At 40.7% G+C, this 22,097-nt stretch carries 27 protein-coding genes, 1 tRNA gene and 1 riboswitch; of the genes, 19 read left to right on the forward strand and 9 right to left on the reverse strand.

Annotation, left to right across the window (positions count from 1 at the left end; all coding sequences use genetic code 11):
- Positions 1-36 precede the first annotated feature (36 nt).
- The 9 genes from DWW77_RS06170 to DWW77_RS06210 all read left to right on the forward strand — a co-directional run bounded on the left by DWW77_RS06170 (position 37) and on the right by DWW77_RS06210 (position 6,897).
- Positions 37-411 (forward strand): RidA family protein, encoded by a 375-nt coding sequence (locus tag DWW77_RS06170; RefSeq protein WP_015525839.1) that lies wholly within the window; start codon positions 37-39, stop codon positions 409-411.
- Positions 412-612: 201 nt separating this feature from the next.
- A riboswitch (cyclic di-GMP riboswitch) is annotated at positions 613-688 on the forward strand.
- 528 nt (positions 689-1,216) lie between these two features.
- A complete protein-coding gene (locus DWW77_RS06175; RefSeq protein WP_114001462.1) occupies positions 1,217-2,482 on the forward strand; it encodes a sn-glycerol-1-phosphate dehydrogenase in 1,266 nt (421 codons plus the stop codon).
- A gap of 70 nt (positions 2,483-2,552) precedes the next feature.
- A complete protein-coding gene (ispF, locus tag DWW77_RS06180; protein ID WP_044961210.1) occupies positions 2,553-3,044 on the forward strand; it encodes a 2-C-methyl-D-erythritol 2,4-cyclodiphosphate synthase in 492 nt (163 codons plus the stop codon).
- Position 3,045: 1 nt separating this feature from the next.
- Positions 3,046-4,455, forward strand: a complete 1,410-nt coding sequence (cysS, locus tag DWW77_RS06185) for a cysteine--tRNA ligase (RefSeq protein ID WP_021650981.1) — start codon at positions 3,046-3,048, stop codon at positions 4,453-4,455.
- A complete protein-coding gene (locus DWW77_RS06190; protein ID WP_022426226.1) occupies positions 4,440-4,865 on the forward strand; it encodes a Mini-ribonuclease 3 in 426 nt (141 codons plus the stop codon). The genes cysS and DWW77_RS06190 overlap by 16 nt, the downstream gene beginning before the upstream one ends.
- Positions 4,866-4,875: 10 nt before the next feature.
- Positions 4,876-5,601, forward strand: a complete 726-nt coding sequence (gene rlmB, locus DWW77_RS06195) for a 23S rRNA (guanosine(2251)-2'-O)-methyltransferase RlmB (protein WP_243874521.1) — start codon at positions 4,876-4,878, stop codon at positions 5,599-5,601.
- Between the two features lie 36 nt (positions 5,602-5,637).
- Positions 5,638-6,222: an RNA polymerase sporulation sigma factor SigH gene (gene sigH, locus DWW77_RS06200; protein WP_118608283.1), complete on the forward strand. Its 585-nt coding sequence runs from the start codon at positions 5,638-5,640 to the stop codon at positions 6,220-6,222.
- A gap of 84 nt (positions 6,223-6,306) precedes the next feature.
- Entirely contained in the window at positions 6,307-6,660 is a 354-nt protein-coding gene (locus DWW77_RS06205) for a hypothetical protein (protein WP_059085171.1), read from the forward strand.
- Positions 6,661-6,824: 164 nt separating this feature from the next.
- A tRNA-Thr gene (locus DWW77_RS06210) sits at positions 6,825-6,897 on the forward strand.
- A gap of 436 nt (positions 6,898-7,333) precedes the next feature.
- Here the strand turns inward: DWW77_RS06210 and DWW77_RS06215 are convergent.
- Together DWW77_RS06215 and DWW77_RS06220 are read right to left on the reverse strand one after the other, a co-directional pair.
- Complete coding sequence (locus DWW77_RS06215) at positions 7,334-7,768, reverse strand: BRO-N domain-containing protein (protein WP_118608284.1); 435 nt, start codon at positions 7,766-7,768, stop codon at positions 7,334-7,336.
- A gap of 173 nt (positions 7,769-7,941) precedes the next feature.
- Positions 7,942-8,205 (reverse strand): DUF6809 family protein, encoded by a 264-nt coding sequence (locus DWW77_RS06220; RefSeq protein ID WP_110103902.1) that lies wholly within the window; start codon positions 8,203-8,205, stop codon positions 7,942-7,944.
- Positions 8,206-8,314: 109 nt separating this feature from the next.
- On the opposite strand from DWW77_RS06220, the gene DWW77_RS06225 reads away from it, so the two are divergent.
- The 3 genes from DWW77_RS06225 (at position 8,315) to DWW77_RS06235 (ending at position 11,111) form a co-directional block, all read left to right on the forward strand.
- A complete protein-coding gene (locus DWW77_RS06225; RefSeq protein ID WP_118608285.1) occupies positions 8,315-8,545 on the forward strand; it encodes a helix-turn-helix domain-containing protein in 231 nt (76 codons plus the stop codon).
- 927 nt (positions 8,546-9,472) lie between these two features.
- On the forward strand, positions 9,473-10,297 hold the full coding sequence (locus tag DWW77_RS06230) for a hypothetical protein (protein ID WP_118608286.1): 825 nt from the start codon (positions 9,473-9,475) through the stop codon (positions 10,295-10,297).
- Positions 10,298-10,325: 28 nt separating this feature from the next.
- The gene (locus tag DWW77_RS06235) at positions 10,326-11,111 is read left to right on the forward strand and encodes a hypothetical protein (RefSeq protein ID WP_110103901.1); all 786 of its coding nucleotides are present in this window, start codon (positions 10,326-10,328) and stop codon (positions 11,109-11,111) included.
- A gap of 857 nt (positions 11,112-11,968) precedes the next feature.
- On the opposite strand, the gene DWW77_RS06240 is transcribed toward DWW77_RS06235, so the two are convergent.
- From DWW77_RS06240 to DWW77_RS06270, 7 genes are all read right to left on the reverse strand, one after another.
- Positions 11,969-12,511, reverse strand: a complete 543-nt coding sequence (locus DWW77_RS06240; protein ID WP_118608287.1) for a Uma2 family endonuclease — start codon at positions 12,509-12,511, stop codon at positions 11,969-11,971.
- Between the two features lie 66 nt (positions 12,512-12,577).
- Positions 12,578-13,285, reverse strand: coding sequence for a recombinase family protein (locus DWW77_RS06245; protein WP_118608288.1), 708 nt, complete (start codon positions 13,283-13,285; stop codon positions 12,578-12,580).
- Between the two features lie 119 nt (positions 13,286-13,404).
- The gene (locus tag DWW77_RS06250; protein ID WP_118608289.1) at positions 13,405-13,620 is read right to left on the reverse strand and encodes a hypothetical protein; all 216 of its coding nucleotides are present in this window, start codon (positions 13,618-13,620) and stop codon (positions 13,405-13,407) included.
- A gap of 81 nt (positions 13,621-13,701) precedes the next feature.
- Entirely contained in the window at positions 13,702-14,037 is a 336-nt protein-coding gene (locus tag DWW77_RS06255) for a hypothetical protein (protein WP_118608290.1), read from the reverse strand.
- A gap of 4 nt (positions 14,038-14,041) precedes the next feature.
- Positions 14,042-14,377, reverse strand: coding sequence for a hypothetical protein (locus DWW77_RS06260; protein ID WP_118608291.1), 336 nt, complete (start codon positions 14,375-14,377; stop codon positions 14,042-14,044).
- 17 nt (positions 14,378-14,394) lie between these two features.
- A complete protein-coding gene (locus DWW77_RS06265) occupies positions 14,395-14,760 on the reverse strand; it encodes a hypothetical protein (protein ID WP_118608292.1) in 366 nt (121 codons plus the stop codon).
- On the reverse strand, positions 14,757-15,092 hold the full coding sequence (locus tag DWW77_RS06270; RefSeq protein WP_147419583.1) for a hypothetical protein: 336 nt from the start codon (positions 15,090-15,092) through the stop codon (positions 14,757-14,759). Before DWW77_RS06270 ends, DWW77_RS06265 begins: the two co-directional genes overlap by 4 nt.
- Between DWW77_RS06270 and DWW77_RS06275 the strand changes: the two genes are divergently transcribed.
- The 7 genes from DWW77_RS06275 to DWW77_RS06305 all read left to right on the forward strand — a co-directional run bounded on the left by DWW77_RS06275 (position 15,091) and on the right by DWW77_RS06305 (position 21,932).
- Positions 15,091-15,477: a hypothetical protein gene (locus DWW77_RS06275; RefSeq protein WP_118608294.1), complete on the forward strand. Its 387-nt coding sequence runs from the start codon at positions 15,091-15,093 to the stop codon at positions 15,475-15,477. The two genes, DWW77_RS06270 and DWW77_RS06275, sit on opposite strands and share 2 nt — an antisense overlap.
- A gap of 1,521 nt (positions 15,478-16,998) precedes the next feature.
- Positions 16,999-17,157 (forward strand): hypothetical protein, encoded by a 159-nt coding sequence (locus DWW77_RS17980; protein ID WP_173760814.1) that lies wholly within the window; start codon positions 16,999-17,001, stop codon positions 17,155-17,157.
- Positions 17,158-17,431: 274 nt separating this feature from the next.
- The gene (locus DWW77_RS06285) at positions 17,432-18,655 is read left to right on the forward strand and encodes a winged helix-turn-helix domain-containing protein (protein ID WP_118608296.1); all 1,224 of its coding nucleotides are present in this window, start codon (positions 17,432-17,434) and stop codon (positions 18,653-18,655) included.
- Positions 18,656-18,700: 45 nt separating this feature from the next.
- Entirely contained in the window at positions 18,701-19,087 is a 387-nt protein-coding gene (locus tag DWW77_RS06290) for a hypothetical protein (RefSeq protein WP_118608297.1), read from the forward strand.
- An 87-nt stretch (positions 19,088-19,174) separates the two neighbouring features.
- On the forward strand, positions 19,175-19,477 hold the full coding sequence (locus DWW77_RS06295) for a hypothetical protein (RefSeq protein ID WP_118608298.1): 303 nt from the start codon (positions 19,175-19,177) through the stop codon (positions 19,475-19,477).
- A gap of 107 nt (positions 19,478-19,584) precedes the next feature.
- Positions 19,585-21,108 carry an Ig-like domain-containing protein gene (locus DWW77_RS06300; protein WP_118608299.1) on the forward strand — a complete coding sequence of 508 codons (1,524 nt, stop codon included), beginning with the start codon at positions 19,585-19,587 and terminating at the stop codon, positions 21,106-21,108.
- Positions 21,109-21,200: 92 nt separating this feature from the next.
- Positions 21,201-21,932: a hypothetical protein gene (locus DWW77_RS06305; RefSeq protein ID WP_118608300.1), complete on the forward strand. Its 732-nt coding sequence runs from the start codon at positions 21,201-21,203 to the stop codon at positions 21,930-21,932.
- Positions 21,933-22,097 lie beyond the last annotated feature (165 nt).

A 22,097-nucleotide genomic window follows, 5' to 3' on the forward strand; every position in this document is an offset into this window, starting at 1 on the left:
AAGTATCCGAAATGTTCATGAAAGGGGAATTCTATTATGAAGACAGTACATACAGACAAAGCACCTGCAGCAATCGGACCATACTCCCAGGCTATCATCCATGGAGATACACTTTACACATCCGGTCAGATCCCGGTGGATCCGGCAACTGGAGAGGTAGTTGGCACAACCATCGAGGAGCAGGCTGACCGTGTTATGAAGAATCTCGGAGCAGTTCTGGAAGCTGCCGGTTCCAGCTATGAGAATGCGATCAAGACAGTATGCTTCCTTGCAGATATGAACGATTTTGCGGCATTTAATGAAGTATATGCCAAATATTTCGTAAATAAACCTGCACGTTCCTGTGTTGCAGTCAAGACACTGCCAAAGAACGTTCTCTGCGAGGTAGAAGTGATCGCAGCGATCGGATGATCTGATAAAAAATCCCTGTTGTCTGATTTCAGTCAGACAGCGGGGATTTTTTTTTCGTGGGGATAAAGTATTTTTCTCTGTTTTGGAGCAATCTCTTTTTTTGTGTTTTCAAGCGTTAAAACGGTAATGCTTTTTCTTGTGTAAAGTAGAGCGCTGTAGTATAATAAAACCAGTTTTTTGGGATACGTATAAAAGCTTAATAAGGATGATCGGCAAACCAGATGAAAGTCTGGGACGCAAAGCTATAGGGCCTGTAAAATGGCAGCCAGTTGCATGAAATGAGGTGCACTGTCTGTGAGACGGTGCTTTTTTTATGATGTTATTCGGTTATGAGCAAGTAGCGAAGCGGATTGCGAATATCTGTTTGACAGACAGTGGGGTTGTAGGTCTGGATGCTGCAAAAGAGTTTTTTGGGCAATTAAAGACTTTAAGTGAAGCAGACGCTGAATGGAAATAAGCGGAGGGGAAGGATGCAGAAGAGCAAGAGTACAGAATGAATTGAAAAAGCTTGAAAATGTAATGTAATAATCAGAGCCACTTCCCTTTATTGTGAGTGGCTTTTTATTATGACAATTTTTGTGACAAACAAAAGAAAATAGACGCAACCAGGCGAAACATTGTTTGGCGTAGAAACACCGGAAATCCTTGAAAATAAAGGATTTTTGCTATATGATGAAACAAGTTGAACTCTATCATTGCGTAATAAAAAAAAATCCTGTATAATACCAAACTGTAATATTGTATCATTCAGCGGACAGAGAAATACGCTGTGAATCATTAAAAGAAGTCAGGAGGACATAAGTACATGCGAGTCGATGCGGACGATTTTGCCCGACCTTGCAGCTGCGGGAGGGAGCACCACATAGACGTTAGAGAAATTGTAATTGAATCAGGAGCTATCGGGAAACTGGAAAAGGAAATGTCAGACGGTGATCTGAAAGAATGTATTTCCCCGCTTCTGATCTGTGACACGAACAGTTACAAAGCTACAGAGGAACTGATGGAGGATATCTACGACCGGTGTCAGGTACTGATCCTGGATGCTGAAGGTCTTGAGGCAGATGAGCGTGCCGTGGAGATCGTGGAGAATTATATGGAAGAGGACATCGATCTTGTTCTTGCAGTTGGAGCGGGGACGATCCATGATCTCAGCCGTTTTGTCGCCCATCAGTACCGGATCCCTTTTGTCTCTGTGCCCACCGCAGCCAGTTCAGACGGATTTACTTCCACAGTAGCAGACATGACCTGGAATGGTGTAAAAAAAGTATTTCAGGCATCTGCGCCACTTTTTGTTTTTGCGGATACGGATATTTTTGCTAAGGCGCCTGCAAGGCTTACAGCAGCCGGGGTGTCGGATATTCTGGGAAAATACATTGCGCTGGCAGACTGGAAGATAGCAAGTATTCTTATGGATGAATACTATTGTACAGCGGTGGCAGACCTGGAAACAAAAGCGATCCGGACTGTTAAGGATAATCTGAAAGAAATTGCAGCAGGAGAGAAAGATGCATGTGAAAAGCTGATGTATGCGCTGATCCTTTCCGGACTGGCCATGCAGATGACAGGAAACTCCAGACCGGCATCCGGGGCGGAGCACCATATGGTCCACCTCTGGGATATGGAAGTGGTCAATGGTCACCTGGATGCTCTTCACGGGGAGAAGGTTTCTGCAGCAACCATGCTGGTCCTTCTGGAATATAAAAAGCTTGCAGATGCTATCCGAAGAGGAGCCTGCAGAGTGCATGCCTTTACAGACGGAGACACAGAACTCCTGCAGGAGACCTTCGGCAGAAAAGGGATTCTTGGAGCACTTGAAAAAGAAAACACCCCGGAACTTCTGGACGATGTAAGCACAGAAACACTTTCCGGTGCACTTCCGGAAATCCTTAAGATCATAGATCTTCTTCCTGCAGTTACAGATATGCAGGAGATGATGAGTATCGTTGGCTGCGTGAGCAGAGTCCGGGATATCGGACTGCCGGGAAAAGCGATCGAGGAGAGTCTCAGACTTGCACCGTATACAAGAAGAAGGCTGAGCCTTCTGAGACTTCGGAAGATGCTCACATACTGAGCAGGAACAGCTCATAAAAGGTTCTTTTGACTTGACATAAATTTCAGGAAAGGCAGTGATGAACGGTTTGATGAGAGTAGGAATGGGATATGATGTACATAAACTGACAGAGGGCAGGAAACTGATCCTTGGTGGTGTTGATATTCCCTGGGAAAAAGGTCTTTTGGGCCATTCGGATGCAGATGTTCTGATCCATGCGATCATGGATGCACTTCTGGGAGCTGCGGCTCTTGGAGATATCGGAAAGCATTTTCCGGATACAGACCCTGCATATAAGGGAATCTCCAGTGTGAAACTTCTGGTGCATGTTGCCGGATTACTGAAGGAGAATGACTATGCGATCGGAAATATCGATGCCACCATCATCGCTCAGAAACCGAAGATGGCACCACATATTCCGACGATGAGAGAAAATATCGCAGAAGCACTAGGGATTAAAATATCACAGCTGAATATCAAGGCGACCACAGAGGAAGGCCTTGGATTTACAGGACAGGGAGAGGGAATCTCCTCACAGGCGATCTGCTCCCTGTACAGAATCGGGAAATTGGAGGAAGAGTAACATGAAGATTTTTAACACACTGACACGCAGAAAAGAGGAATTTGTACCTCTGGAAGAAGGAAAAGTAAAAATGTATGTCTGCGGACCTACGGTATACAATCTGATCCATATCGGAAATGCCCGCCCTATGATCATTTTTGATACGGTGCGCAGATATATGGAATATAAAGGATATGAAGTAAATTATGTATCCAACTTTACCGATGTAGATGATAAGATCATCAAGAAGGCCATTGAAGAGGGCGTTTCCGCAGAGGAAATCTCTACCCGTTATATCAAAGAGTGCAAGAAGGATATGGCAGATATGAATGTAAAACCTGCTACAACTGCACCCCAGGCTACACAGGAGATCCAGGGCATGATCGACATGATCCAGACTCTTATTGATAAAGGATATGCATATCCGGCAGCTGACGGGACCGTTTATTTCCGTGTAAAGAAATTCAAAGAGTATGGCAAGCTTTCTCATAAGAATCTGGATGATCTCCAGTCAGGATTCCGTTCTCTTAAGGTATCCGGTGAGGATCAGAAGGAAGATCCGTTAGACTTCGTGCTTTGGAAACCAAAGAAAGAGGGCGAGCCGTCCTGGCCGTCACCGTGGTGCGACGGACGTCCTGGCTGGCATATTGAGTGCTCTGTTATGTCCAAGAAATATCTCGGAGAAGAGATTGATATCCATGCAGGCGGTGAGGATCTGATCTTCCCGCATCATGAGAATGAGATTGCACAGAGTGAGTGCTGCAATGGTAAGATTTTTGCAAGATACTGGATGCATAATGGTTTCCTGAACATCGACAACCGCAAGATGTCCAAATCTCTCGGAAATTTCCGTACCGTTCGTCAGATCGGTGAACAGTATGATCTTCAGGTTCTCCGTTTCTTTATGCTGAACGCACATTACAGAAGTCCGCTGAACTTCAGCGCAGATCTGATGGAGGCAGCAAAGAACTCTCTGGAGCGTATCCTTGAGGCGGCAGGCAAGCTCAGCGACCGTAAAGACAATGGGGCGGCAGAGAATATTACAGAGGAAGAGCTTGCGCTTCTCAAAGAAGCAGAAGGTTTTGTTACCAAATTTGAAGCTGCCATGGATGATGATTTTAATACTGCAGATGCACTTGCGGCAATTTTTGAGCTTGTAAAATTTGCCAACACAAACGTAGACGAGAACAGCTCAAGGGAGTTTGCCGGTGGTCTTTATGAGGAACTTTTTAAGCTCAGTGATGTGCTGGGACTGAAAATCGAGAAAAAAGAAGAGATTCTTGACAAAGAGATCGAGGATCTGATCCAGGAGCGCCAGGCTGCAAGAAAGGCAAAGGATTTCAAGAGAGCAGATGAGATCCGAGATGAGCTCCTGAAAAAAGGTATCATCCTTAAAGATACAAGAGAAGGTGTGAAATGGCAGAGAGCTTAAAGAAACTGAAAGAGCTGTTTGATTTGAAAGACGCAGACCTTCGGACCTATTCGCCGCTGACGCTGGCCTATATCGGGGATGGTGTTTATGAGCTGGTGATCCGTACTATTCTTGTGAAAAAAGCGAATTGTCCGGTAAATCGTCTCCACAAAAAAGCTAGCAGCCTTGTAAAAGCATCTGCGCAGTCGGGTATGATGGAGATCCTCGAACCACTTTTGACAGAAGAAGAAAAAAGTGTATATCGAAGAGGAAGGAATGCGCATTCCGCTACCATGGCCAAACATGCCACCATGGCGGATTACCGGCGTGCCACAGGGTTTGAGGCGCTGATGGGATATCTTTACCTGAAAGAGGATTTTTCAAGGATACTGGAGCTGGTCCATGCAGGACTTGAGAAGGAGGAAGTTTAAATTGACTGAAATGATAGAAGGAAGAAATGCGGTCCTTGAGGCATTTCGTTCCGGTAAATGTGTTGATAAACTGTTTATTCTGGATGGCTGTCAGGACGGACCGGTCCGCACCATCGCAAGAGAAGCCAGAAAACATGATACCATTGTAAAATTTGTTCCAAAGGAACGATTGGATTCCATGAGCGAGACAGGTGCACATCAGGGTGTGATCGCACAGGTTGCGGCTTATGATTATTCTACAGTGGAAGATATCCTGAAAAAAGCAGAAAATAAAGGAGAGCCTCCGTTTATCATTCTTCTTGATAATATTGAGGATCCTCATAATCTGGGAGCTATCATCCGTACCGCAAATCTCGCAGGTGCTCATGGTGTGATCATTCCCAAACACAGAGCAGTAGGACTGACTGCTACGGTTGCCAAGACGTCGGCAGGCGCACTGAATTATACACCGGTTGCCAAGGTTGCTAATCTGGGACAGACTATTGATGAACTGAAAGAAAAAGGCATCTGGTTCGTATGTGCAGATATGGACGGAGAGGTGATGTACCGTCAGAATCTGACAGGACCTATTGGCCTTGTGATCGGAAATGAGGGAAATGGTGTAAGCCGCCTTGTAAAAGAGAAATGTGATTTTACTACTGCGATCCCGATGAAAGGGGATATCGATTCCCTTAACGCTTCTGTAGCAGCAGGGGTGCTTGCTTTTGAAATCGTGAGACAGAGACTGTCAAAATAAATACATCAAATACAGCCATAGCTGTTCGGAGAAAAAATGTGCCGATATAATGAGATGACGGATGAAGCTCTTATCGAAAGACTTCGTGCAGGGGAATCTGCAATTGCAGATTATCTGATGGAAAAGTATAAAGGTCTGGTCAGAAAAAAGGCCCGTGCCATGTTTCTGATAGGTGGGGACACAGATGATCTGATACAGGAGGGGATGATCGGACTGTTTAAGGCAGTCCGTGATTACCAGCCAGACAGGGAAGCGTCTTTTCAGTCTTTTGCAAATATATGTATTGACAGACAGATATATACTGCAATTAAAAGTTCAAACCGCCAGAAACATCAGCCACTGAACACGTATGTGTCTTTAAGCGACGGAGAGGCGGAGGAAAACTTCAGAGATTCCTGTGTGGAGCATGATAATCCGGAATCGATCCTGATCGACCGGGAAAATGTGGCGGCTCTCGAAAATGAAATGAAAAAGAGCCTGAGCCCTCTGGAAAACAGGGTACTGCAGTTGTATCTGGATGGAAATGGATATATGGATATTGCCCGGATCCTTGGAAAAACACCGAAATCCATTGATAATGCACTGCAGAGGATCCGTGGGAAAATTAAAAGCTATTTTTGAGAAGAGTAAATACCTCTTTCCTTTTGAATATAAAAGTATTAAAATAATATTCATAAGGAGCAGAATAAGAAAGGAGACCAAATTATGGCAAAGATCAATAAATATTGGGGACTTGTTGCAGTAGGAGCGCTTACCGCTGCCGCAGCAGGAGCTATCGCAGCACTTGTATCCAGACGATCTGTATGCGAAGAAGACTTTGAGGATGATTTCGAAGATCTTGATGATTTCAAGGATGACGAGAAGAAGGAAGAAAAAGAAGAGAAAGAAGTCTTCCAGGACTGGGACAAGACTGCATCTGAGACTGTAGAAGTTTCCAAAGAGGCAGAGGATGCTGAAGAGGCACCAACAGAAGCAGAAGAGGAAACACCTGCAGATGATGAATCGGAGGCCGAAGCGGAAGAAGAGACAGAAGCAGAAGAGACAAAGACAGAAGAGTAAAAAGAGAATCCTGCGTGCTGTGTCTGTGAGCGACAGCACACAGGATTTTTTGTGCTATAATCATGAAAATATGAATTTTTAAAAAAATAAAAATAATGTATTGACAATATGACAATCATCTGATAATATAAACAACTGTGAGCGGCACAAACGTCGCGAAACAAGCTGCTGTGGCTCAGTCGGTAGAGCGTCGCCTTGGTAAGGCGGAGGTCACGGGTTCGATTCCCGTCAGCAGCTTTTTTTGTGTCCAAAAACTAAAAGGTTTTTGAAGTTTGGTAAGACGAAAGGTAATCAAAAAGGTAATCAGAACAAAAGTTCGTGAAAAACAAAATTAAAACGAGATTGAAACCAAAATAAAAACAGGAGGAAATCTTGCACATATGACAAATAATAGAATAGTAAAAAGAGATGAAAGAGACGAATTTCAAGGCTCATGATAAGTCGAGACTGTAGCGGTACAGTTTGCGGACAAGTCATGAGCCTTTTTTTACTTTTTATTTTGAAAGCAGCTATTATTCATATCTTCACCGGGACTTGCATATATAGCTGCCCTGTGAGCACGTATTTGATCTGTAAAGGGATTGAAAGTATTAAGACGAGGATTTGTTCGCTTGAAAAATAAAAACGGATTATAGGACGAATTACAAGGTCGAAAAAAGAGCAGATCCCTGATTTAAGAATTTGCTGCGAGAATATTTAATATCTCGACTATCATTTTGGTACTTGAGATATATCCACCATGTTTTCTAATACACGGCAATACCTCAGATGTAACCCAGTGTTTGAATGCTTTGGCTTTCTCAAGCTTGCTGCCGAAGATGAGAGAGTAGAGACCGGATTCGTTAATAATGGTCATTCCAAAATTGCTTTTCACATCCAAGGTGGCCATTTCGTCCACCTTGATAATTTGCTTATCTTCAGCGTCTACATGCGCTCTTATTGCTTTTGCTGTATCCGTATATCCTAACGCCGCAGCCGCATCTTTCCCCACAAACCATGGTTCTCCATCTTTCTCAATACATCTCAGATCTCCGAACTCTGGATTGTTGAAGAGCTCACACTGAGAAGCGGAAGAAGATGGGGAAGCCGTAGTTGTGGTTGGTGTAATTGGAGTAAATTCATAAAACCATTACCCTGATTCAGGGGACAGGTTAGAAATTAAAAGTCGTGTTTCCCGACCTTTGAAATTGCAACGTAGAAATAGGTGTTGTTATTTTAACAATACTTATTGATCTGCACCGTCGATTTGACGGGTCAGCTTTTTTATACATTATAGCATACTTATACATCTTTCCCGAACACTTCACACATCATCTTCACTCCAAGACAGAAACCATTTCTGAAATTCTGCTCCAATTCGTCTGCCAAAAGGTTAAGGTTCTCGTCCATGACCTGATCCAAGGCAGCAGCCTGAGCGTCTGTGAGCTGTTCTTTAAGAGCATGATAACCATGTAAAGCCTGATCTTTATGTATACGGTACTTGTCCAGAGCGTCCAGTGTGGCTGCACTTACATGTGAGTTGTAAAGCTGATCTATAATATCCATGATTTTGTATTCCTCTCTGATACGATTGTTTCTATCTAGTGACAATAATATCATGTTTTCCAGATATACTCAATACAAAAGTTACTAATTAGTCACAGGAGTATATCTTATGCAGTGGATTTTACAGGACGTTCCAATAGGTAGAAATATCCAGAATATACGGATGAAAAAGAACATGACACAGGCTGATGTAGTAGGTCAGTTACAGTTAATGGGGAGCAGTATGTCCAGAAGTACACTTGCAAATATTGAATCGGGCAGAAGAAACATAAAAGCCAGTGATCTTAAAGCCTTGCAGAAATTATTCAATGTGGATTATAAGGAATTTTTTGAGGATTAAGAGCTTTTGTAGTCAAGAATATTTTTGACATTTACGCAAATGCGTGTTAATATAATCATAGAAAAAGGGTGTTACCGATAGACGGTTAGTCCCAGTATATGTTAGTTAATCAAAGATAGTCGCTTCAGTTTACCAGACGTGGGCGGCTATTTTTGTGTTTTATTATTATCCTTACCGAATGTGTATCCGATACTAAAGCAGGTTAAGCCGAAGCTCACTACTGCAATAAAATCTACAATACTCATTGGCTTAGCCCTCCTTTCCAGTGGATTCCCTGACGGGTTTCTATGTAATCAGAGGGTCACAGTCCCTCCGTTGAAGGACTAACCGCCTACCGTTATGGCAACACCTATATGTCATTATAACAGTCAGAAAGTATGTTCGCAACAGAAAATTAGAGGATAAAATTTTATCCACTAGAACAAAATGAACTAAAAACGCCCTCATTGACATTTGGCAATAATTACTGAAAATTATAATCTGTTTTTAGAAGAAGTGCTGAAATATATAAATTTTCTTTACAACTCCAATCAACGGTGCTATGGTTAAAGCGATTACAGAAGAAATGTGCTGTAAGCGTACCTTACAAAGTCTTGGAAAATAATCAGTAAATGTATTTTATCTTTGCGCTCGTGAAGATAGTAGTGTGTATTGCGCTCGTGATATACCATGTTGAGAATTATTAAGTCATGTCATAGAGAAGAACACCGGTTCCCAGTACGGCAACCAAAAGTAAAAGTATGTGCTGAACGTTTAGAGATAGTATGTAATTTTTTATTAGATTTTTATTGAATATTTTGAAAGAAGTGATTATTTGATACACAGGTATAGTGTATCTTTTTTTACACCTAAAAATAAATTCAGAATATTTTTGAAATTAAAGCTAAAATCAGAAAGCACACACAGGAGGAAGGAGGAGACAAACTTATGATTATGAGTTTTAAAGACGTACAGAATTATAAGGAGTATGCAGATTCTACAGACGATCTTATTAAAAAGTGTGAGGATATTGTTAATAATTTTACTCCTGAAGAGGCAAATGCAAAGTGTAAATGTATTGCTCAGTTCGGAGATCATATAATAACAAATAAAGAACATTACGAAAACTATGTGCGATATGTAAAAGATGCGATAAAATCAGCAAAACGTCAAACAGAAAGTATGCAAAATTATTATGAACGTTACAGTGTACCTAAAGCTTATATAGAGCTTGAAGAAATGAAATATATTTATAATCGAATCTGTACTCAAGCAGCAAGTCCACCGCAGATGGATCAGTTAATCAGGAACACATATGAGGAGTTTAAATATAGGAATAGTCCTAGTTTGCGAAGGAAGAAAGAAGAGGAAGAACGCAGAATAAAGCAGATGCAAGAGGATGTTAAGAAATATACCAGCCCGGACGAACCAACGGTTGGTTATGCTGAATTAATGAGACGCAAGGCAGCTGCAAATCCTCCAAAGACTTCTTTATCTCAGGATGAGATTAAGCGATTTGACATGATGAGTGAAGAATGGCTGGTGAAATGGTGTCATTTCTCATATAACTGGTATTGGGTTGTGCCATGTCTGCTATTATGTATTGTGGCCAACGGAGGACTGATTGCTGCGATTGGATTAATTGTATTTATGGTATGCGGTGAGATATACTCCATGAGAGTACAAGAATATTGCGGAACGATTCTGCCATGGTATCGGGATTCAGGGAAAACATTGGAGAAGAGAATCATTAATAAGTACATTAAGAAGTAAAAGTAATATAACAAGGGGAGAGAATAATATGGGGAAAATGTCATTTACAGAACTTCAAGAGGAAATATATACTGAAGAACTGAAAAAAATTGAAAAAGAAAGTAATGATTATTACAGTGAATATTTATCTTTAAAGCATAAAGAAGATAGTTATATAGATTGGTATATAACTGTTTCGAATGAATGTATGGATGATGTTCAAAAGAATTCACTTAATAAATATAAACTAATAAAAATGTTAGATAATATGTCTGTGGAAAATGTTGAGAATGGAGAGTTTAAAAATCTGTTAAAATTACATCAAAAAGTAAAGAATACTTTGCAAAAAAAAATAGAAGCTATAGAACATTATGAGAACATGATTGATCTCAACATTCTTCAATTAACAAGAAGGATTACATCACAAAATAGTATGTTAAAAAATATATATGGCAGTACAAAAAAAGCAATGAGTGACTTTGAGCATTCGGATAAAGACTATTTATTTTTAGATACTAATATAGGATATCTTATTATTATGAGAAATTTTATAAATTTGAGAGAATGGGAACGTTCAGGAGTTTTAATAACAAATCTAAAAAATTATACGATTACAAATGAAACTGATACAGGTGGTGTTGCTGAAGAATGCTATAGGTTGTATCGAGAGAATCCAGATTGTGAAAAAAGAATATATACCATTATTTCACCAAATGATATATGTAAAAAACTTGACCCCGTCCCATTTCATAAAGTATATCTTTTACATGCTCAAACACAATTTGAATCTTATGGAAGAACAAAAAGTTTTTTAATTATAGGAATGATGATGTGAACATATTTCCAATTTTCCCAGCAATCACACCGATTATTCCGATTGTTACCCTCAAAATTTTTGTCGGTTAGTCTATCGGAAAATCCGTTAAAACACTCAGTTTATTCGTCCTGAGTGGTGTAAAATTCGATCACTGGAATTGAACAGAATCGACCCGAAAATCACCGGAAAGAGCAAACGGCAGCAGGTTGTATTAAGCTTAAGTTATCGTGCAGCCGTTGTTGCTCCGGTAAGGTCGATTCAGAGAGGATGAAAAGAAGGTCAGATCTGTAGAAAGTGCAGGGAAGATCAGGGAGAAATGGATGTGCTGAGGGTGAGAGGGAGCTGCGGTGGATCAGGGACTGGATTGTGGTGGTGAGATGCTGGATCGGGTAGGACGGTTGGGATAAAATCTGAGGACTGGAAGATAGAAGAATCCGAGATGAATATTGTTAAATCGGGGCTGTGGTGAATGTGCTAGGTGAGCGGAATAAGATGTGCTTGGTTGGTGACGAATTGGTGAGATTGACAAATTCTTGACATATGAGCGAGCACTCATATGTATACATCCACAGAATATGAGTACGATAACCAATTTTTTGAGCTACCATTTGAGCAGAAGATTACAGTATTATTCCTCACTGTAAGTAATTCCTGCTGCCAGATACAAGCTTTTTCAGACCGAATTACATTATCCTTTTACAATCAGGATGGATCAGTATGATCCAGCGTTATTCCATATGCAGTCTGTAGCAATTCAAAATTTCATCAGAGACACAATAAAAAAGTTGGCGATTCCCTATATAGAACAAGGGTTTACGCCAACTTTTATTTTTCAGAAAAGCGTCAATTTTGAGGATAGTCAGCACATGACTATGTTAAAAACTTAACACATTAAAATCAATCAGCAGATCATTATAGATTCCAGCCTTAACAGAATCCGTAAAGGAATACTCGTCCATTGTTGATTGTTCAAAATTGTATACAATAATTCTGCTCTTGTCAGGATCAACAATCCAATATTCTTTTACACCTGCCGTTCTGTACTTAAAGAGCTTGGTATAATAATCCATCCGTTTACTTGCAGGAGAAACGATCTCAACAATCCAGTCAGGAGCACCATTGCAGCCCTTATCATTCAGCTTGTTTGGATCACAGATAACAGAGATATCCGGTTCAACGTATGTGTTCGTGGATTCATCCAGATAAACAGCAAATGGGGCAGCAAATACTTCACATTGTCCTTTGTTGGCGTGAATGTAATTAGTGATCGTCCAACTTAGGAAATTACTGATTCTTTGGTGTCTTGTATTGGGCGGAGCCATATAATAAATTTGTCCGTCAATCAGTTCGGCACGTTCTCCCTCTGGAAGTGCATATATATCTTCTATAGTATAAGTATCTTCTTTGAGTAATGGCATATTTTCACGCTCCCTTCTTAATAAGTAAGGTTCCTGCTCTCATTATAACGGATTGCAGCAAAACATTCAACGCTGATCCGTTTGCTCTATCATCTCAGAGAGCAGTTCCTTCTTATATTTATAGAATGTCTTTTTTGTGATCCCAGCCTGAGTAATAGTTTCCAGATCGTTGAGTGATCCGCCGAACGTTTTGTTATGCTTCAGGATGATTTCTTTTGCTGCAATGGATTTCTTTGTTACAAGCTTTGAACCTGAAGCCTGTCCAATCTGTTTACCGGAAAGCCTTGCCGTCTGCATTCCTTCCTTAGTACGTTGCCTGAGATCCTGAACCTCTTTTTCTGACTGTTCAAAAGCAAGCCTGATCTGTTCCTTGGCAAGCAGGAGCAAATATTTGTTGATCCCTTCCAGAATACAGTCAATGTCGGTTCCTGTAGTTGGGATGCCACCTTGCAGCGCACTTTTATAGGTTTCTGTGTTTATGTGTGGTTCCTTCAGGAATACAAGATTAATTCCTTTGCTGAAAAGATCCTCATACATGGTAAAACCTTCTTCTGCATCACGGGACATTCTGGAAACAGAATCAAAGATAATGGTATCACCTGCGTTGAGCTTTTTCAGGAGCTTTTCAAATTCTCTTCGTCCCTGAAATTTCGTTCCGGTAAAAACTTCTCGGATAATCTCAGACTGTGGATATGCAGCAAGGATATTCCTGATCTGCCTTTCAATGCTTTGCTGTGGTGTGCTGATTCTTGCGTAACCAAAATATCTGTTCATGATGTTCCCTTCCTGTAGTAAATTTAAGGCTCCCTTAAAATGACACTGTAATAAGACTGCCTTGGAGCCTGAAATGGTAATGGTTTTACTACTTTTTGCATACTACCTTACTTTTACCACTAATTTGTCAGCAGATGTTTACGGAATTTCTGCCATGCACGGTTATAAACCTGTCGAGCTGTTTCTGTTGGTTTCGCTTCCTGTTCGGTCTGAGAAATGATCTGGTCAATGGTTGGCTCCGGTATACAGAAATCAGTCATAAGCTTTCTGAGATCTTTTTTCCAGATGGGACAAGCTGTATAAGGTCTGTTTTCCGCAAGTACGTAGTTCCTCATAATTGATACCGCCTTTCTGATGGATTCTATTGCCTTGGAAATCCTGCTGCCAGAGAGTGAACCCGGCAGCAGGAGAGAAGATTATACAAATGGAATCGGAATGTTTTTACAGATGAAAGCGTAAGCACGAGTTCTCTGTATACTCACAAGAGCTGTTTTTTCATCCTCTGTAAGATCAATATGCAGGATGTAGGCTTTGTGATAATAGATATCCGGTTCCTTTTCAGCAAGTGTATCAAGAAGATCCTTTAGACCATCCAGAAATTTATTTACACGGTGCTGGCGTTCGTAGGGATTACGGATTACGTCATACCATGTGTGATCCTTCATGACAACATGAAAACCTTCAAGTTCGCTTGGTAAAGTTACGCAAGCTTCACAACGTCCAGCTTCTGTATTGTAATGTATCCATCCCATAGTGTTATACCTCCTTTTTCTCTTCTGCAAATGAAACAGGAATATCTTTAAAGACAAATTCATAGCCACGGTTTCTCTGCAAACTGACCAGTGCAGTATTGGAAGCTTCTGCAAGATCAATGTGCAGGATGTAAAAGTATCTGATTGTCAGCATAAATTCTTCATCTGAGTAGCTGTCCAGAAGCTTTTTAAGGTTATCCAGAAATGTCGGAAGAGATGCTTTTTTAATAGCGTTCCATGTATCTTCGTCCATGACTACGGTGTCAAAATCACAAAGTACACGTGACAGACTTCTGTATTCGCAGATTTTGGTTTTAGGATCGTAGTGTTTCCAACTCATAGTGTAGTACCTCCTGATTATTTATTCTGATTGCCGATTTTCTTAAGAGAAATGATCTCATTCCTGAAAACAAACTCATAGTTACCTTTTCTCTGTAAACTGATAACTGCATTGGTTTCGTCTGCGGAAAGTTCAATGTGCAGGATATAGTCGTTCTGATGCTCCATAACCGGACGCTTTTCCTCCTGAGCATTCAGAAGAGTAGTAAGATCCTCAAAGAACTGTTTCTGTCTGGTCTTGCTGTTGCCAGTTTTTGTACTGGTCTTACTGATGATCTTCCATGTGTGATCCTCCATGACTACAGCATGAAAACAGGAAAGTTCTGAAATATAGCCACGCAGACAGGTTTCTTCAGTTTCTTTGTTGTAATACATCCAGCTCATGATCGGTGTTCTCCTTCCTGATCTTCAATGTCGTATTGCACAGGTGTCTCATTGAAGATAAAATTCAACAGAGTGTCCCATCTGTGCAGCGGCTCCATAGCTTCCAATGTTGGAATAACGTCCTGCGGATATGTGGTGCTAGGAAGAAAACGGTCGATGATCTCCTGAAGGTACTCAAGCTGTACCTGATTGTATTCATCATTGGTGATCTCGTCCTCTTGCATTAGGTGGAAGGTGTAGCCCCAAAAACGGTTGAATGCTGCCAGTGGTGTGATGTGACCTTCTGTGATCCATCGTGTCAGTAGAAGATATAACCGAATAGAGATTAACATGGATTATATTATGACCTTTAAGAAAAATGCTAACAAAAAGTGGCAGCTGCAAAGAAAGTTCCGCAGAGTTGTGGTGGAATCCATTTACCAATCAGTACGAAGAAGATGCCTTGATCTGAAAGAGTATAGTCAAAAGCTGGCTCCGGTGGAAAAGCTGATATTGCTCAATTACTTCAGACAGATGTTTAAAGAAATGGTATTGATGCAGGAATATAAGGAAGAGATGGAGCAGCTGAGAACTCAGGTTGAAGAGGTATATGCTGACGATGAAGAAATGATAGAATTCATAGAAAAGCGGAACAAGAGGACTGCAAAAGAAAAAGCAAGAGAAAAGGCACTTGCTAAAATACGCGAAGCAGAATCTGAAGAAAAGACGAAAAAATGATTTTAATGTTTACAGAACGTATGAGAGACACAGATCTTGTACGTTCTTTTTTTATGTCCGACCGTCCCGGGGTGCTTCCAACTTTACAGAATGATTACATTATATAGGAAGAAACTAGATTCAAAAAAACGAGCAGAAAATTTTGAGAGTGCAGCAGTGTTTTCTGATCTGTAAATAAGTGCTGCCCTGTGAGCGTCTTATAGACCTGTAAGCCGGGTTCTATGTCAGACGATAACTTCTCCGCCGGATCAGTTAGGATAGATTACAGAGCTATCAGGTGAGCTACAGTCCACAAATCAAGGTAAGCAAACGTGCCGGGTAAGCAGAGTATCAGGAGCAGGTCTGAGAGTGATCTGATTCAGGGATGATGGCAGCAGTTGGAGTAATAGCGTTACTCGGTCCGTCAAAAGTCCACTGTGACCGGAGAAAGAGCCTGACATGGACTGGAATTTATGTGGCTGGTACTGGCTGTATCAACAGATTGTGACCGCCAGAAAGAAGAGAAATTTCCTATATAATGGACTGAGATTGAATTTTTTAGTGACTTTATGATCGGATTGAACTATGGGCTTCTAGGACACGTATTCGATCAGGAACGGATCAGAGGTGCTGTATGGAGACTTCCTCGCCGGGATGGATAAAGCGTCCTGTACGAGCTATCAGACGCTCTGAAGGCCACTGTGACGGGTGAGGTCGGGACGCTGCGGAGAGTGAGCTGGGTTGGATAAAAATGCAGAAATTCAAGAAAAAAATCAGCAGAAAGTCCTTTATTTATGCGGAATATTGCAGATGCAAATTCGTCCGCTATATGAGGGAATGAACTTTTGTGGTAGAAAAAGTACGAAATTCAAAAAAAATATCGTTAAAAATCCCATATAAAACACCAAAAATTTGAGCTGTCGTTTTGTGTGCTATATGAGGGAAATAACTTTTGAAATCAGATTTACGGAAATTCAAGAAAAAAATCAGCAGAAATCCCTTATATTACAATGAAAATCGGTAATCGTTTAGCGTGTGGTATATGAGGGATGGTGAACTTCTGAACCAGAAAAAGTAAGAATATCTGGAAAAATATCCTCAGAAAAGCATTGTAGAATAAGGAAAAATCAGAAGTGCAATTTACTCCGCTATATGAGAGAAAAAACTTTTCAGAGCAAATCGACACGGTTTCAAAAAAAATATCACTGAAAAAACCTTAAAAGACAAGGAATATCGCAGATGTAAATTCGTCCGGTATATGAGGGAATCAACTTTTGATTTCCCGGCGGAATTTACACGCTCTCAATATTTTTTTCTTCATTTAACCCTTATGGTTACTGGATTTTTTGCAGATGCAAATGCGTGTGGTATATGAGGGAAACAAAAGTTCATATGTGCAAAAATGCACGAATTCGAAAAAAATATTGGCCTGAAACACTGATAGAATAAGGCTTTTCGGGCAATGCAGTAACGTCCGCTATATGAGGAAAATAACTTTTATCATAGATTAGAACAATATGTGCAGAAAGGAGAGTGAAAATCATGGCAGAAGAGAGTAAGAAAAGAAGAATCTCTATAGAGGTTGACCAAGATCTCCACAGAGAAATCAAGATGTTTTCTGCATTACGCAACATGACATTAAAGGATTACATCTTGACATTAGTGCAGAATGACATGAAAAAGCTGAAAAAAATGAAATAATCAGAAAGCAGAGGTAAAAAGAAATGAAAAATCAGAGAGAGCAGAAAACTCAATGCAAAACAAAGGCAGTACGTAGCCAGAGGATTGCGTGGATGTTAAGGAATGAAGGTTTCCCGGTCATAAATATAAGGCCAAACAGATGTATGCCAAACCTGAATGTGTTCATATTTGAAGCAACACCAGAATTATGCGCTGCGTTAAATGAACATATCAAAAACAAAGATAACATACGGAATAAGTAGGAATAAAAAGAGAGTCGGAGGAAAGAATCATTATGAGTGATAATAAGCAGTTTGATAGAAGCAAATGCTTCACATTTTTCAATACATACCGTACACAAGGTAAAAGAATCCGTGAGAAATATGGAGATAAAATGGCAGCAGATTATTATGAGGCAATCATAGATTATGGTTTGGATCAAAAGCCTATCATAGATGATGAGCTTATGCTATTAATTGGTGAAACTCTTCTGGAAACGATTGATTCATCGCAGAAGAGAAGATCCAGAGGTTTCGGAGAAAATACAGAACGTACCAAGGCAATCATTGAATTAGTACGTGATAACCCGGGCATCTCGCAAAGTAAGGTCGCATCAGCGGTACACTGTAGTAAGAGTACCGTCAGTGCCGCATTGAAAAACTTCAGGGAAGGCAAGTACAAAGAGGTGTTTGACTTTAACATTATCATAGGCGGTACCGAGTATAAACCTGATGGCAGTACCGTTACAGATGAGAGCGAAAGTGAGTATGAAAACGTGCCAGAATCAAGCACTGACGGGCAGTACGGTACAGGTACTAATACTAATGCTAATTATAATACTAATAATAATATTAATAGTACCGAACGGTACCAGTACCACTCCGTAGGTAGCCGGGACACCGTTACGGTCAACATGGACGCTGACGCTTCGGACGCTTCGCTTGATATGGTCGCTAACGCTCCTGGTAACTCCGCTGACGCTGCGCGCTTGCGCTTGCCTGTTGCACCAGAATGGCCAGCAGAATGGATTGAAAAAGATATACGGAAATTGGATCTTAGATTTGATGGAAGGATACCTGATAATGAGATGCTGGGTATTATTGCTCGTACTTATAGACAGCATATTAATAATGATGAACTTGACTACAAAGAAATTTTTATAGAAATGGTTAAGGAGTTTACAGGTGGCATTTATAATTGTAATAAGGATGAGGTTAAAAAAGTTTGTGCTTATATCTGTGGGGTTCCCGAGAATACTTTTGTTCCTAGGGTTGATCCAGATCCAGATACTGTAGATTCTGGTTTGGATAGTCCTGATCTGGCTGATTCTGGATTGACTGATTCTTCTTCAGATATGGTTTCTACAGATATTACGGATTCTGATTCAGTTATTGATCCTGTGTCTGATTCTTCTACTGATCCGGGTCCTTCAGATATTACAGCTTCTTCAGATACGATTGTACCTATTAATCAGGATAATACGGATATTTCTGGTTCTAATCCGGGTGATGTAGCATAATGGATCAGGTTTTTGTTTTTACATATGATTGGAGGTATTGCCACTATGGGTAACACATTTACATCTTGGAGTGGTTTGGTTTTGGCACTTCAACAGGAGGTTGCGGAAGCTACAGCAGAAGTAATTGACGCTTCTATGGATGATTTATTTATGAATACAGATCAGTTTTACAGTTCTTCAGAAGGAAGATATACACGTACCGGGACATTGCGTATGTCTCCTGAGAGTGAGTTTTCTGGCGGTGGTTCTGTATCTTCCGGGGAAATCCGGCTGAATACCGGGCACAGATATTCTCCTTCTGGAAGAGATACACAGACTATTTATAACTATGCTGAGGATGGAGGATTGCTTGGTAATGGAGGATTCTGGTCACGGACGATGAATCAGGTTCCCCGGCACATACAGGAATCTTTCGGCAGCAGGTTTTCCTGATTTTGGGATTGTAGAACTGATTTTTTTATATAGATTTTAACTGATAATTTTACAGATTTTATATAGGAATATAAGGAGATTAAGATTATGACAAATAAAATAATGACTATGGATGAAATTGCAGACAAATACTTTGATCTTGAGATGGCCACCGATGAAATCTTTACGGATATGGTGAACCGTTGGGATGAATTTACGGAGACAGACCGTAAGCGTGTATGTAAGGTTCTTGCGGAACAGATCAATGAGTATGCTTTATATAAGATTCTGGATGGATTGAGTTATGATCTGGATGTTGCAGATATGGAAAAAGATCTGGAAGAACAGGAACACTACGAGAAGAAAGAAGATATAAAGAGATGTGTTTGCAACCTGATTGATCTGATATAAAAATTCTTGATTAATCACGATTGAATTATAATGAATATTAATAATGAATTTATGATCGAGGGACTGTCTGTGGTGGCAGTCCTTCTTATTATATAAGGAGTAAGATAATGGCTGAGGACTTTAGAGCAAAAGTAACCGCTGAGTTAGATACGGCGGAAGCAGAGAGTAAGGCCAAGCTGGAACAGTTAAAGGCGGATCTTGCAGAAAAAGAGGAAGATCTGGAAGATACCAAACACGATCATGAAATTGATCTGATATCCAAGGGCTATGATAACCTTACCGATCAGGCTGACAAAGCACTGGACAGTACCTTAAATGCAGTGAAATCCAACTCTCAGATGCAGACCGCTGTTATTGAAGAGATGCTGAAAACCACAAAGCAGAAATATAAGGATGCTTATGCAGAGATCAACCAGATCATTGCGGACACAGGTTTGAAGGTTTCGGATCAGTTTCAGAATAACATCAAGGATTCCAACCTGAAGAATGAACAGACGGATAAGAAGAAAGCAGACAAAGCAGTAACAGGAATCAAAGACACAAAGGTTTCTGGCTCTACAGGGACCGGAAGTACTGCTGCGGACAAGGTAATACAAAATGCTGCCACAGATGCACAGAATAAAATCCTGAAGAAACTTACATTAAGTCCGAAATCTGTTGTTGTGAACGTGGGAAAGACAGCAACGGTAAAGGTAAGTTTCAGTCCGTCAACCGCAGTCAATAAGAATTTTAACTGTACGGCATCTGCAAAAGGAATCGTGAAAATCACACAGGCAGCAGACAGTATTACCCTGAAGGGATTAAAGGCCGGGAAAACAGTAATCAAAGTTCAGGGAGCTGGCGGATATTGTAAGGCGGTAAGCTTAAATGTGTCTGTACTGAAGGATGCAACGAAAAACTCCAAGATCGTGAACAGTACAGCCAAGAGTAAGAAATATACTCTTACCACAGAAGAGAAAAACCGTGTCCTGAACATGTCAACCGGACAGAACGCCAATACCGTAAAGGCGAACACCAAGAAAGAAGTAGAGCTGAAGAAATGGTATGGAGCATTACCAACTTATACAGGCGGTGATGCAGAAATTGAGAAGATCAAAGATCCGCTTGTGAAGCACTTGGCAAAGAAAGGTAAGAAAGCCAGCAATGCAAACATTATAAAGGCAGCTTCAATTCTGGGGTACAAGGACGCTAAGAATGTAAGCAAGTGGGACACCAAAAAGAAGAACGCTATGGTCAAGAAGCTTCAGACATTTGGATTCTCCAAGGGTGGAGTGATCCGAAACCTGATCCCGGCAACTATGGGAACGCTTCTGGGAGATGCGATCATGAAAAATGGTGATACGGGATTCATTGGAGCCAAGCCGGGAGAAACGGTTCTGACGCAGGATTTTACAAAGATTCTGAGGCCAGCAACAGCGATCATGCAGGAGTTTACGGATGTTATGCAGAATGCAGGAAGTCCAAACATAAAAGAAGTACCAGCCAGACAGGAAGTTACCATGAATAATGAGTATCAGTTCGTGATAAATGGTGTGGACGTGAACGACATGTCAGAGCTGAAAAAAGTGATCCGTGGAGAGCTTGATAAGCACGACAAGCAGCTTGCAAAAGAGTTTAAGAAATTCAGATAAATATGAAAGTATGAGGGCATCTGTACCAGTTACAGGTGCTCTTATTTTATGAGAAAAATTGTTTATAAAAAGGATAAAAAGGAGTAAATAAAATGAGAAAATATAAGAAATATACGAGAGAAGAATACAGTAAAAAATTTGATGATCTGATGATGAATACATTTAATTATGTTATGCAGGAAGGAGAGCAGATCGTCCAATGTAAGGAACCATACCCAGCGTACTGGTTTATGTCCAACAAAGGTTATCTGTTTTCTGCATATGGTAATAAGATCAAGGTAGTGAAACCAAACCACAGGTACACAGGGGCAAAGAATAAGGACGGCAGCCGGACGGGACAGGACTGGTATTATGAGTACAAAGTTGCAGGACAGAAACACAATAAGCACGTTAGCATGTACCGGGTAATGAGTGACTGTTTCCTAGAAAATGAGTTCGGATCTGATGACAATGAGATCCACCATATCAGGAAAAAGAACCAGTATAAGCCAAGTGAAGGAAAAGAGTGCAACCGTGCGGACAATTTACAGCTGCTGCCCCGGGAAATCCATAAAAATCTGACGTATTACGCAAGCAAAACGGACGTAGATCATAACAAAGAGATGGAAGAGAAGATAAAAAATGCGGACTGTCCATCTTTCCAGCTTTCACAGGAACAGTTTCAGGTGTTGCTAATGGCAGCTTTATATGATTGTAATGTAAGTGGAGGAAAAGCAATCATGTACACGACAACAATAACGGACAATGTGGAGGATATAGAAGCGGAAGCACATGTTTTGGATGTAGGAAAGATACTGAAACAGAATCTGGAAGGATGCGAATAATTATACGAAGGAAGAACAAAACAGATGTAAAGAGCATTCCCGGAACGTGACAGGATGGCAGCAGCGGCGGAAGTAGCGGTAGCAGTGAGAAGAAAACTCTAGCTGGACCGGCTGTAAGAATATGTCATGTAAGAGCTGGGATGCTCTTTTTTTGGTGGAACAAAA

Origin of the sequence: Ruminococcus sp. AF17-12 (assembly GCF_003479245.1) — a bacterium.
In the GTDB taxonomy this organism is placed as follows: Bacteria; Bacillota; Clostridia; order Lachnospirales; family Lachnospiraceae; genus Blautia_A; species Blautia_A fusiformis.